The organism is Paenibacillus sp. EZ-K15 (assembly GCF_002573715.1).
Lineage (GTDB): Bacteria > Bacillota > Bacilli > Paenibacillales > Paenibacillaceae > Paenibacillus_AQ.
The window spans coordinates 332478-345309 of the sequence record NZ_PDHM01000028.1; the positions used below are offsets into that span (position 1 = coordinate 332478).

At 50.3% G+C, this 12832-nt stretch carries 13 protein-coding genes; 5 read left to right on the forward strand and 8 right to left on the reverse strand.

The features are described 5' to 3' along the window. The 3 genes from CRG97_RS31835 to CRG97_RS31850 all read right to left on the reverse strand — a co-directional run bounded on the left by CRG97_RS31835 (position 1) and on the right by CRG97_RS31850 (position 4636). Complete coding sequence (locus CRG97_RS31835; protein WP_098749467.1) at positions 1-2070, reverse strand: BglG family transcription antiterminator; 2070 nt, start codon at positions 2068-2070, stop codon at positions 1-3. Between the two features lie 74 nt (positions 2071-2144). Continuing rightward, positions 2145-3578, reverse strand: a complete 1434-nt coding sequence (locus CRG97_RS31840; protein WP_098749468.1) for a PTS mannitol transporter subunit IIBC — start codon at positions 3576-3578, stop codon at positions 2145-2147. Positions 3579-3943: 365 nt separating this feature from the next. Next, positions 3944-4636 (reverse strand): FHA domain-containing protein, encoded by a 693-nt coding sequence (locus CRG97_RS31850; protein WP_237566634.1) that lies wholly within the window; start codon positions 4634-4636, stop codon positions 3944-3946. Positions 4637-4836: 200 nt separating this feature from the next. On the opposite strand from CRG97_RS31850, the gene CRG97_RS31855 reads away from it, so the two are divergent. The 4 genes from CRG97_RS31855 (at position 4837) to CRG97_RS31870 (ending at position 9495) form a co-directional block, all read left to right on the forward strand. Further along, complete coding sequence (locus tag CRG97_RS31855; protein ID WP_098749471.1) at positions 4837-5823, forward strand: glycerophosphodiester phosphodiesterase family protein; 987 nt, start codon at positions 4837-4839, stop codon at positions 5821-5823. A 227-nt stretch (positions 5824-6050) separates the two neighbouring features. Next, positions 6051-6791 (forward strand): hypothetical protein, encoded by a 741-nt coding sequence (locus CRG97_RS31860; RefSeq protein ID WP_098749472.1) that lies wholly within the window; start codon positions 6051-6053, stop codon positions 6789-6791. A gap of 38 nt (positions 6792-6829) precedes the next feature. Then, positions 6830-8107, forward strand: coding sequence for a polysaccharide deacetylase family protein (locus CRG97_RS31865; RefSeq protein ID WP_098749473.1), 1278 nt, complete (start codon positions 6830-6832; stop codon positions 8105-8107). A 275-nt stretch (positions 8108-8382) separates the two neighbouring features. Beyond that, positions 8383-9495 (forward strand): glycosyl hydrolase family 8, encoded by a 1113-nt coding sequence (locus CRG97_RS31870; protein WP_098749474.1) that lies wholly within the window; start codon positions 8383-8385, stop codon positions 9493-9495. 27 nt (positions 9496-9522) lie between these two features. On the opposite strand, the gene CRG97_RS31875 is transcribed toward CRG97_RS31870, so the two are convergent. After that, complete coding sequence (locus CRG97_RS31875) at positions 9523-10236, reverse strand: sulfite exporter TauE/SafE family protein (RefSeq protein ID WP_098749475.1); 714 nt, start codon at positions 10234-10236, stop codon at positions 9523-9525. 231 nt (positions 10237-10467) lie between these two features. Continuing rightward, complete coding sequence (locus CRG97_RS31880; protein ID WP_098749476.1) at positions 10468-10809, reverse strand: zinc ribbon domain-containing protein YjdM; 342 nt, start codon at positions 10807-10809, stop codon at positions 10468-10470. A gap of 150 nt (positions 10810-10959) precedes the next feature. Between CRG97_RS31880 and CRG97_RS32980 the strand changes: the two genes are divergently transcribed. Further along, positions 10960-11049, forward strand: a complete 90-nt coding sequence (locus CRG97_RS32980; RefSeq protein ID WP_114149319.1) for an LPXTG cell wall anchor domain-containing protein — start codon at positions 10960-10962, stop codon at positions 11047-11049. 111 nt (positions 11050-11160) lie between these two features. Here the strand turns inward: CRG97_RS32980 and CRG97_RS31885 are convergent, their stop codons facing one another. The 3 genes from CRG97_RS31885 to CRG97_RS31895 form a co-directional block, all read right to left on the reverse strand. Then, positions 11161-11661 carry a cupin domain-containing protein gene (locus tag CRG97_RS31885; RefSeq protein WP_098749477.1) on the reverse strand — a complete coding sequence of 167 codons (501 nt, stop codon included), beginning with the start codon at positions 11659-11661 and terminating at the stop codon, positions 11161-11163. Between the two features lie 103 nt (positions 11662-11764). Beyond that, the gene (locus CRG97_RS31890) at positions 11765-12271 is read right to left on the reverse strand and encodes an EVE domain-containing protein (protein WP_098749632.1); all 507 of its coding nucleotides are present in this window, start codon (positions 12269-12271) and stop codon (positions 11765-11767) included. Beyond that, positions 12271-12813, reverse strand: coding sequence for a DinB family protein (locus CRG97_RS31895; protein WP_098749478.1), 543 nt, complete (start codon positions 12811-12813; stop codon positions 12271-12273). Before CRG97_RS31895 ends, CRG97_RS31890 begins: the two co-directional genes overlap by 1 nt. Between the last annotated feature and the right edge of the window lie 19 nt (positions 12814-12832).

Consider the following 12832-nt stretch of genomic DNA (forward strand, 5'->3'; position numbering starts at 1 on the left):
CTATGGTCTGTGATTGAAAAAATGCTGAAGCTCTTCCGCCAAATAGGAGCGGATTTCTTCCTCTCTGCCCCGCTCCATCAGCTCGATCAGCTCGGAGTGAAGCAGCATGGCGCTGATTTCACTGAGCACCTCCAAGCTCTCCTTCGGAAGCTGCTTCGGCGCCAGCATCAGCAGTATGACACCCGCCTCCGCCCCGTCCTCCAGCGGCGCTGCATGCGCCAGCCGGAACAAGGTTAGAGACGGCCAGGTAATATAGCGGCTGCGCGTATGGAACAAGGCCAGCGTCGTATCCGGAATGAGCTGGGTGCCCATCCGTTCCCGCTCAAGCAAACGCTCCTTCACCTTCTCCGCATCACGCGCAGCCCCGCGCTCAACCACCTTAGCCAAGGCTTCGTTCAATGTGCCCTGCAAATCATCCTGCCGATTATCCAGGTAGTACACATGAAAGCCATCCAGAAGCGATACAATCTCATTCATCAGGGCAGCCTGCATGCGCAGACGCTCGAATGATGCGACCTTACGCTCTTCCTCGATTCGCTTATCGGCAGCCATGTCTGCGGCCGGTTTCAAGGATGTTCTCTGGATGAATTGCAGTAATGCCTCTTTATCATCCGCCGTGAGCAGCGGACTTAATCTCACATACCGATCCTTCGACAGCGGAAGATCAATGGTCGATATGATGAGATCATATTGCTCCTTCGGTATCCGGGCCGCTTCATACCACGAGACGTTGCCGAGCACCTCAATCTGTGGCATCTCCTTATTCAGTCGTGTCCCGAGAAGCCTCGAGGAGCTAAGGCCGCTGGAACATACCAGAATGGCTTTCAGATGATGTCCCAGCTGGTTCAGCCGTTCGCTGGATGCACCGAAATGCATAACCAGAAACCCGATTTCTTCATCCGGGACGGTTATGTCCAGCTTCATTTCATCGACCGAACGACGGACGATTCCGAACAGCTCCTCATAATCCTTCCGAATCGGGCTTAGCAAGGGATTCCGGATTCGGGTCCCTTCCCGAATCCGTTTCATGGCAGCCCCGATGTGCTCCACCAGACCTGCCCGCAGCGTGCGGTCTTGCTGGAACGGAATGCCGGTGCGCCCCTGAACCCGTTCGATCAGACGCTGGACGATCTCCACCATCTCCACATCCGTGTGAGCCAGTTCGCTGACCTCGGACATGTCCTTCGCTGATTCGAATAATTGAGCTATATATTTCATTTCAGGATCGTGAAAATCAATCTTCAAGGTTTGGCCTAGGCGACTCGCGAAATCCTTTGCCTCCTCTACTGACGCCGAGGATTTACCATATCCCGTCATATCCGCTGTCTCTATGCTCCGCCCCTGCTTGATCCTGTTTACGGAAACCGATAACGCTATGACCATCGCAGTATATGCACCTTCGCTAAGACTCTCCGTCCAATCCCAGTTCATATCCCATAAACATTTCTCTACATCCAGCAGCACCGGTTTATCAATCATGGACAGCAAACGGGCGGTAACCGGCTCGCTTTGATCACGATATCCATCCCCGACAAGATCCGAATAATCCAGATATTCCTCAACAAGCCGACAAATCGCCGATCGCCTTACGCCTTCCGAGCCTTCAATCTCGATACCATAGCCTCTGCGGCGAATTAGGTTAAGGTTAAACCGCTTCATTAATGGCTCGAGCTCATCCAGGTCATTACTGATGGTCGGTACAGTTACCTTTAAACTATGGGCCAAAGCAAACAGTTTGATGGGCTCATTCGCCTCAAGCAGGGCGCATAGCATGAGGATTTTGCGCTCTTCCACGGAGTAATCAGCCGGCTTTCCTGCAAGCAGGCGCTTCCGCAGCTGAGCCATCTCCTCAGGCGTCTCCTCTTCCAGTCGGATACCCGTTCCCGACTTTTTATGAAGCAGAACGCCCGTACCCTGCAATTCCTTCTCAATCTCCTCCATTTCCCGGTGAACCGTCCTGACGCTGACCCCGACCTCAGCGGCTATTTCTGCAGCCGTCATGCCCTCGTTCCTGCTCATCAGGAGCAGAAGGATTTGTCGCTGGCGGGCAGTGATGTGTCCCAGACGCATGGCCCCCTTCTTCATGAAATGAAAGACAACGCCGGCGTTACTACGCCAGCGTGTCATATGGTTTTAGGCTTATGTTAGTCTTTGAGTCGTTCCACCAGCTCATCATATCTCGGACTCTTCAAGAAGTTGTCGATGGAGATATGCTCCGCATTCGGATTCTTCGCGATGGCCCGCTCGGTGAGTGTCTTCTGGGTAATGACGATATCCGCGTCATCCGGTATTTCGCTTACCGCCGAGTTCACAACCGTAATGTCGACGCCCGCTTGCTGCAGTTTCTTTCTTAATACCGAAGCGCCCATTGCGCTGGAGCCCATGCCGGCATCGCAAGCAAACACGATTTTGTTCACATTCTCTTTGTCCAGATTAGCTACAGCCGCCGAAGCAGGAGCGACTTGGTCGTTCATGCCGCCGGTTTTCATTTCCTTCATTTTGGCGGATGCTTCTTCGAGATTCGGCTCTTCTTCCGTCTGTTTGCCTGTTTTCAGTAACAATGCCGCCACGACAAAGGAGACAATCGTTGCAACAAGGACACCTGCCAGCACCGAAATCAGGCCGCCCTTAGGCGCCATGGCAATAAACGCGACGATACTGCCCGGCGATGCAGGGCCCACCAAGCCTGCTCCAAAAATCTGGAAGGTGAAGGTTCCGGCAACGCCTCCAGCAATAGCGGCCAGAATCAGAACCGGCTTCATCAGAATATATGGGAAATAGATCTCATGAATACCGCCCAGGAAATGAATCACGACCGCGCCCGGTGCGGAGGATTTGGCAGAACCGCGTCCGAAGAACCAATAGGCGAGAAGTATACCCAGCCCGGGACCGGGATTCGATTCCAGCATATACAGAACGGATTGACCGATACGTGCCGATTCCTCTGTGGCGATCGGACTGAATATCCCGTGGTTGATCGCATTGTTGAGGAACAACACCTTCGCCGGCTCAATGATAATGTTGACGAGCGGCAGCAGGTTGGCATTGACCAGTACGTCAACACCTGCTGACAGCGCTTTGGTAATGCCCTGTACAAGCGGCCCGATTCCAGTGTATGCCACCAATGTCAGCGCGCCGCCGATGATGCCGAGCGAGAAGTTGTTCACCAGCATTTCGAACCCGGATTTAATTTTGCCGTCAACCAGCTTGTCGAACTGCTTCAGTACCCAAGCTGCAATAGGACCGATAATCATGGCGCCGAGGAACATCGGAATATCTGCCCCGACAATGACGCCGACCGTAGCAACCGCACCGATAACCGCACCACGCTTGCCGTGGATCATCTGTCCGCCCGTATAACCGATTAAGAGCGGGAGCAGGTACGTGATCATCGGGCCAACCAGCGCTCCCAGATTCTCGTTCGGGAACCAGCCGGTCGGGATGAACAGAGCCGTAATCAGACCCCAGGCAATAAACGCGCCGATATTCGGCATCACCATGCCGCTAAGGAGACGGCCAAGCTTCTGAACCATTACGCGAATGCCTTTGGAAGCGTTTGTATTTGTCTCGTTAGACATCGTATAGAACCTCCTAGTCATATTTGAACATAAATCTGAAATTTGTTGTGTCGCTTTCATCTGACATCTCTATGTTAAGTCAGCCCGGCAAAAGGCTCAATGAAAGGAAAAGCGGGTTTCGTCAAGAATATTGTTGACAACTTTTAAATGGATCATGTCATAATTTTGAAAATGCAGTCCTGATGCGGTTTCATTCGTAGAGCAAGTCGTCCCGCATCGGATACAATAAAGCGCTTTCAATTGGACTCGGTGTGTATCCTCGTATACAGCATCCGCTATTCCATGCTCATCCCCTTCTGATTGTCGATTCGCTATCTTAACAAAACAAGCCCTCCCGGGGTCCGGAAGTGCTTGTTCATTCATTCTTATTCTTCTTGTGTCTGCAAAATATAACCTTTTCCTCGGATGCTTTCAATGTCCAGAATGCCTCGCGTCTTCTTGCGCACCCGGTAGATCAGCGCATTCAGCTCCTCGGAGCTCACATCGGGCACTTCATCCGTTCCATAGCTCCGCTCGGGCCAAATGTATACCTTGAGCTGATCCTTGGACACAAACTGGCCTTGGTGGTTGACTAGCAGCTCCATGCATTTGTACTCTTTTTCCGAAAAAGCACACACATCCTCGCCATATACCAGCTCCTGCTTGAAAGGATTCAGCCTAAGTCCGCCTGGGGCCTCGACCGCTGCCAGCTGTTTGATGAGCGGTGTAATGTCCATCGTCTCATCCATGCTGAGGATGGAGAAGGACAACACGATCAGATCTCCAGCGAGTACTATGGTATCTCCGTGCTGAAGGGAAATTTCATCATGGGGAGCCAGCCGTTCCTGATTGACGAAAGTTCCATGTTTGCTGTTCAAATCCTTAATGCTGAACTTCCCGTTTCGATACAGCAGCGCTGCATGCTGCCGGGACACAAAAATGTTATCAAACGCGATATCCGGATCAAAATGCTGGCCCTTGCGGCCAAGCACCGTTATGGGTTTGGTCAAAGCTATAACGTCTCCACGCTCATAGGGGTTCCCCCGCTCCACCATCAAAAAGGAGGATTTGTCCATCATGCTCCCTCCCGTTCTTATTATGCTGCTCATTGTGTTTATCAGTTCGCTATTATGCAATTGTTATGGTCCAGCTATTGAGTATGCGCCCAAAATCACTAAGATGTATGAAAGAAGGATTAATAAATAGAAAACTTAGATAGAGATAGAGATAAATATAAATCTACTACTGCATATTGTATACGATTTTGGGGGATTGGATCATGCGAAAACTAAAAAGATGGAAGAACATCATACTGTTTGTTCTCGTGTTGTTTGTGTTTCTGTTTGTAAATAATACATCCCTGTTCACCAAAGACCGTGACGTAGAGCCGCTGCTGCTGGCGCATCGCGGGCTTGGCCAGACCTTCTCGATGGAAGGCATTCAAGCCGATACTTGTACCGCCTCCCGCATCTATGTGCCGGAGCATGCTTACCTTGAGAACACCATTCCGTCCATGAAAGCCGCATTCGAAGCAGGCGCCGATATCGTGGAACTGGATATCAAACCAACCAAGGATGGCCAGTTCGCCGTGTTCCATGATTGGACCCTGGAATGCCGTACTAACGTGGAGGGCTCGGTCAAGGATTATACCATGGAGCAGCTAAAAAACATAGACATCGGGTATGGCTATACGGCCGATCAGGGAGCGACTTATCCTTTTCGGGGAAAGGGAGTCGGGCTGATTCCGTCGTTAGCCGAGGTACTAGAGGCATTCCCTGACGGCTCATTCCTGATCCATATCAAAAGCACCGACCCTGAAGAGGGGAAACTCCTGGCAGAGTACTTGTCCGGACTGCCGGTGAAGCGTCTCAGCCAGCTGACCGTTTACGGAGACGATGAGCCGATCCGTACATTAAAATCGCAGCTTCCATCCCTGCGCGTCATGTCGAGGGGTACGCTGAAGAGCTGTCTCGTATCCTACGCCGGAGCCGGCTGGAGCGGCTACCTTCCATCGGTTTGCCGCAACACCCAGCTGCATATACCGGAAAAATACGCCCGTTACCTGTGGGGATGGCCGGATAAATTCCTGAACCGAATGGACAGCATTAATACGCGCGTCATCCTCGTCGCCGGGGACGGCGGATGGTCGGAGGGCTTTGACTCCGTAGCGGATTTGGAACGACTGCCAGACAACTACAGCGGCGGGATTTGGACGAATCGGGTCGACGTGATCGCCCCGGAGCTGACCTTGAAGAAGAATGAATGAGTTGAAGCATCATGTTCGTTTCAATTCATGAATATGAGCGAGTTGCAAACCCGCATAAACCGGAAAATTAGCCCATTAAAAAGCCCCTCCCCCACCGCGGGGGCTTTTTTTTATTTTCACGGGGTGTAGGGCAAAGTTTTTGGGACGATTTTACCGATTACTATTAATAGGGGTCTTTTAGCCTAATTTCATAACTAGAATCATTGAAATATATAGGAGTTGATATTTTGGCCAGGGAAACAGAGAAAAAAGGAATGGCGTGGTTTAAGAGTGCCCGCTCAAATCAAAACCAGCCCGAGAAGAACAGTGCCGAACAAGAGGATCTTGCCGTAACGGCAGAAGAAGAGGCAGCTTATTCCGCGGAGCCTGAACTGCCCGCTGCAGAAGGAAACAAACATCTATTCTCCAAGGATAACCAGGACAAGATCGGCCTCGATGTCATTGTTTCGATCGAGAACATGCTGAAGGAACGGCAACTGCTGACCTATAAGAATAGGGGCCTAGAGGATCAGCTCTTTACCGCCAACGAGACGATTAACCGGTATAAGCATGAGCAGATCAAGAGAGATCAGCTGGTTCAGGAGAAGAACAAGGAAATCCGCGAACTCGAGAACGTGCTGACCAATAAACAGATGACCTACGACCAGCTGCTCGAGGATTACAAGGAATACCAGCTAACATCGAACCTGGCGTACGAGAAGCTCTCCAACCAGTTGGAAACCGAAACCGCCAAGTACAACAAGCTCTATGAGGAGTCTAACAATACGCAATATCAGAGCATGCTCAAGATCAACTCGCTTGAAGAGAAGGTTCGGGAGCTGGAGATTGCCAATCAGAAGTACGCGGAGCAATACCAGAATATCCTGGATGATAAAGCCAAGCTGATGCAGACCATCAATGATTTTACCGAGAAGATGTCCTTCTCCTTCTCACCGAAAACCACGGCTTCCAATACACCATCGGAATAATCATACCCGCATAAACAGCTAGAGAAAGGGGGGCCATCATGTCAGAATCCTATGGGAAAATCATAGAGCTCCTGGCGATCGAGAGGGATACCGAAGCATTCGGTCTACGAATCAAGCTATCCCTTATAGAATCGGCGGAGCTAATATGGTTAACCGATAACGAGACCATAGCGAATATAGCAACCGTGGCGGAGTTCGACGGGGTTCATAAATACCGATTATCCTTACATACCGCATGGGATGCTAACAAACAGCAATACATAGGTTCCATTACGCGTACATATCGTGATCATAGTGAGCGCTTTTCATTTGCCTGCTCCGTTCCTTTCAGGAACGAATTAGAGTCCATCAAGAAGATCCGACTTGTAGATGACTTGCATACGCTACCCTTCTTGTCCACACATCGATCCGAAACGGATCAGTCCGAGGAGATGCAAGCCGAAGAAGACATCAAGACCTATCATTTCGCGAGGAAACGGCGCCATCTTCCGCTTAAGCTGGTAAGCGCAATCATGATGAGCTTGGTTTTTGTTGTATTATTAAGTTCATTTAATTACTCGTATCCCGGTTACATTCGGCCACACCCTGCAGCAACGGCCACGGCGGAAGCAGAGACCGTCATCCAATTGTTTGCCGAGAACCGGAGCGCACTCATTGGGAAAACCGTGGCAGTCTCAGCGGAGGAAGCAGCGGAGAGCAAACCGAAGGATATCAAACCCTCTGCCTTCGTTCCACAGCTGGAGCTGGAAGAGTTCATCTCGTTCGGCCTGCCCAAAGGCTATGTAGCCCTTACATTCGATGATGGGCCATCCAAGCACTCCATCGATATTATGAACGTCTTGAAAAAACACGAGGTTGGCGGAACGTTCTTCTTTGTTGGCACCAATGTGAAAAAACATCCCGACTATGTCAGGGCCATCCATGCGAACGGATACTCCGTCGGCAGTCATTCCATGACCCATAGCCAGCTGACAAGCCTTACCTATGAACAGCAGCAGGCAGAGTTGACCCGCGTGGCCGACCTTATCGAGCCTATTACAGACGAGAAGCTGGTACTCTTTCGTCCACCCTACGGTGCCTTTGACGATCGGACTGAAGCGTTAAGCCAACAGCAAGGGAGTAAAATGGTGCTCTGGAACCGGGATCCCGAGGATTGGCTGACCCGCGACGAGGATAAAATCCTCGATTATGTCCAGCATATCGAAGCTTCCGGCTCCATTATACTCCTGCATGAATCTCAAGCAGTTGTGGACGCCTTGCCGAAGATTATTAAGCACCTGCAGGATCAGGGGCTCACTATCGTCAGTTTGCACTAGCCAGACTATGTCTTTAAGAAAGACAACGTCTATCGACGTTCTTTCTCAGAAGACAGACCGCATTTAGCGGAAGTTTTTCTGGTGAGATAAGGATCGTAAGTCTCTGAATTTTAAGAAAAGGCCGTCCCCGTTGTTCTGTAACTTCAGACATCGGGGTACGGCCTTTTTTTATGGATAAACGAACGATGGATCCGAGAAGCTATATTTATTCGTCCCCAGGACTTCTTAAAGGCTTTAGGAACGCAAGCGTAGAATAGTATGTTCGAGGTGAACCTATGACAACCTGGATTTCCACTCGCAAGAAAACCATTCTTGCTATCATCGTCGCTCTTGCTCTAACCGGCATCGTCTTCATAGCCTACTCTATCATCCAAAGCAAGGAGAACCCCGACGTGACAACAGCGTTCATTGAAGAGTATATGACCAACGATAATGGTACCATTGCTACCTATCTCAAGCCCGCTTCCTCCGAGCACCCGGACATCGTTGCCGGAAGAGAGGCGTTATCCGAGTCACTTGGGCTTTGGATGCAGTACGCCGTTTTATCCGATGATCGATCGCGGTTCGACGATAGCGTCCAGCTTCTCACCACCTATTTTCTCTATCAGGAGCAGGAGCCCTATATCCGGTGGAAACTCAGGCCGGACGGTGAATCCGAGGTAACGACCAATGCGCTGGGCGATGATTTTCGAATTCTCGATGCCCTGCTGAAGGCGTTCAAGCGCTGGGGCGACGAAGAATACCTTCAATTGGCGAAGGAGATCGGCTCCACATTGCAAGCCTCGGCTCAAACCAAAGGATATTTCGTGGATTATCATGATTTTGAACGTAATGAATCGGCAGCCATGTTAAGCCTGGTCTACGCGGACATTTCGGCACTGCGCGAAATGCAGAATAACGGAATCCTGTCCCGCCAGGAGTATGAACAGTATCAGGATCTGCTCTCCCAAATGCCTTCAGACGGCGTCTTCTATCCCAAAACGTATCAGATCAGTTCCGGTCAATATAAGTACGATGCATCGGTCAATCTGATTGACCAACTGATCGTTGGCATCCATCTGGCGGAGATGGATCAGCGGCCGAAGGAGCTCATACAATTCCTCAAGGGAGAATTCCAGCAGAATCAGCAGCTGGTGGGCCGCTACAACCGGAAGACACGAAAGCCCGACGCGACATATGAGTCGCCTGCCGTCTACGGCCTGGCTATTATCCTGGCGCTAAAAACGAATGACCTCCCTTGGGCTCGGCAGCTGCATGATCGAATGATCCAATTCCGAGGCCAGGATCCTGCTTATCCGGGAGGGTATGTGTTTGATGGGGATACACATGCTTTTGATAATCTGTTTCCTCTGCTCGCGGAGAAGCTGTTAGAATCAACTGGGAAGTAATCCTCGTCGCTGGGATCTCTAGCGTCTTTACAGGCTCTCGATGAGCATATACACACCCGTAAAGATCAAAATGATATAGGTGAATATCTGGAATACGCGCTGGTTAATGACGTTGAATAGACGCTGTCCGATCAACAGCCCGACAAATACCAAGGGAAGTGCAATTCCACTCGACACCCAGACCGTCTTGCTCGTTCCCGCCACGATAACCTGAATGATCAAACTCAGGGAATAGATGAACAAATAGAAGGCGAGGGTCGTCCCTCTGAGCTTTGCCTTCTGCGTGTCGGTCCCCGAGAAATACAACAACAGGGGCGGACCCGGCATTCCAATGCTGGTCGTTAGAGAGCCTGCTAGCCCCCCTACCGTAAGATCCCTGCCCTGGCTCTGGCGGATTCTGAATTTTAGCATCAGCATGACGGTTAGTGCCAATATGATCAGACTAACACCTAACTTCAGATAACGAATATCGATAAGCGAAAAAATAACGATGCCGACAGGGAGACCTGCGGCACTTCCGATCACCAATCGCTTGAGGATGCCATAGTCGATATCCTTGCGTATCCTCGCAATCAGAGCAGCCGAGATGACAAGCGATAGAATCAAATTAATCTGAATGGCCTCGTTAGGCTGGAATAAGAGCAGCAGAAACGGCGTAGCCAGGATAGAGAACCCAAATCCGGTGCTGGTCTGTAGGATGGACGCTACAAAAATAATGACGACAAACAGTATAATATCCACGCTGCACCTGCTTTCATCGCGTATTGCGGGAAGCTCCTATTCGAAGCAACTCCATCCTATCATTGTAACATATTGGAATCATGGGGACGGGTCAGTTGGCGCGATTAATTTGTGCATGTTGCGCACCAGATGCTAATGCTATACGGCGTGCCATGGTGTTAAATGAGAAAAACCCTCCACTAATGGAGGGTTTTGTTACCGTGTATCCACGATGAAATGGGATAACACATCTTATATCTTTTTAACAAATTCCGATTTCAATTTCATTGCCCCGAATCCGTCGATTTTGCAATCGATATCGTGATCGCCATCGACCAAGCGTATATTTTTCACTTTCGTGCCTATTTTCAATACAGAGGAGCTGCCTTTTACTTTAAGGTCTTTGATTACCGTTACGGAATCGCCGTCGGCCAAAACATTGCCGTTCGCGTCTTTGATGACCTTCGTATCTTCATCATGCTCCGCTTCGGACTCCAGGGTCCATTCATGAGCGCATTCCGGGCAAATCAAGAGGTTCCCATCCTCATATGTATATTCAGAATTACATTTCGGGCAATTCGGCAAAGTAGACATCGTTTCGTATTCTCCATTCGTTTTATATTAACTATACCCTATATTAGAAACCTATGCTGGCCAATACCAATACTTTTGTTACTAAGGATTAAGACTTTCCGCTTCTGTCTCTATCGGCCCGGTGAAATTGTTAATGGGACTGGGTAATTCATGACAACCTCCCTAGTGCTGGCCGCCATCGGTCTGATCGCATTTGGTCTGGCCGTCGTGCTATTTCGAAAACGAGATTTGCCGCTGTAATCAAGCATCTACCGATTTACCCCATATTTGTTATTTGCAACTCAAGAGGCTCCACCATCTGTTGTAGCAGACGGGGAGCCTCTTGAGTTGCTTCTAATGGCTATCTTTATGTTATTTCACCCATTTATGCAGAAGTGGTCCTTCCGCTCCAAAGACAGGGTCCATATCCGGGACGGGCACGCTTCGGATTTCGTTGATCGCCTGCACCCGATCCGTCGGGTTCCGCTCCCTCATATTTGGCTTATTCCCTTCGGGATAGGCACCAATCACTTCAAAATCAGGGGTACTGGTGAGCTTCATATGTGCAGTGCCCGCCGGCAAAACAATCACATCACCGGTGGCAAGCTCTAGCCGTTCTCCTGCATCGCCGCCCACAAGAACGGTTGCGCTTCCCGACCGTACACCCAGGACCTCGTGCGTGTTGCTGTGATAATGATGGTAATCGTATACGCCGCCTGCCCAGCTCCCGCTCCAGTGATGCCGGTGGAAGGCAGCCTCCAAGCCGCTCGGGTCATCCGCGAATACCCCATTGTATACAATGACTGGCAGATCGGGATTATTGGGAACCTCTCCATCATCCTTCACGAAAAATGATCGGACATGTACCTCCACGGTCATCCGCTCCTTTCAACTCATTGATGCACTCGTAGTACCAGTACCCGGGACGAGCCTTTTTTAAACCGAGTTGTTAAAAAATAGGTATTATGGAGAACGGTCAAAGCGAGTTAACCATTCTTTGTTGTATATGGTCCGAGCCGCCGAGCATAGCCTTCGCAATCATCAGGAAATCCTCCCGTTTGATCTCCAAATGCCCATAACGAAAGGCATAGCCCCAATTTCGATTCCCTCGCGTAAAGCTAAGCTGGCCCAATAGGCGGGCTATTTTGACCTCCTGACCGGGGACATACCGGATATCCCGGCGGAAGGGGACGAATGATGCCGTCATTTGATACTCGTAAACTCGATCATTCACAACCTGGCCCATGGCTGTAAAAGCTTGGAGCGCCTCTCCAGACTTCAAGTCGGTGCGCGGGGAATAATAGATCAGCCAATCACCTTCGCACATGCGCCGCAGTGATGCCGATTTACCGTGACATAGCTGAGCAAATCCCCCTTCCACCCCCAATTTCACATGCGATTCGGATACCACTCCAATCCAATAACGAGTCCGCTCTTCTAATTGCTCCAACACATCCTGATACTCCACGACCTGACGTTCCATCATACACGCTGCTGCTCCAAGGCTTGTTTCAACCGGTCTAGCTGCCGGACATGATGCCGATAATGCATCTCGATGAGCAAAAACCACTCTTGGGCATGCAATCCTCCGAAACTCGGATGGGGGACGGTATGCTGCAGGGATGCCTCTCCAAGCATTGGCTCGGTTTGTCTCATTCGTTGGACGACAGTATCCAAACCTTGAATCAAGTGCTCTTTCGTTGCAGGCTGCTCCGGGGTATATTGGGGAGACGGCGGAACCTGAATACGGATGGGAGGGAAACTGCCCTGTCCGAATATTGCCATACCTACTTCCGTTTTTCCCGCTGAAGAGACTGCTGCATCCTCAATCGGGTTTAAACATAACTCAATATTTCGCAGATGCATGGATAACGCGGATTGAATCAAGTGCTGATACATTTGCCCGATCGACCACTCGTCCTCTGCTTGTCTGTACTTTAATTCCTCCATGCTGAAACCATCCAGCTCCTGTAGATACACCTGCACCGTCTGTTCAAACCGCTGCAATGCTTCCGTTGTATTCATATCTACCACTCCCTTAAAT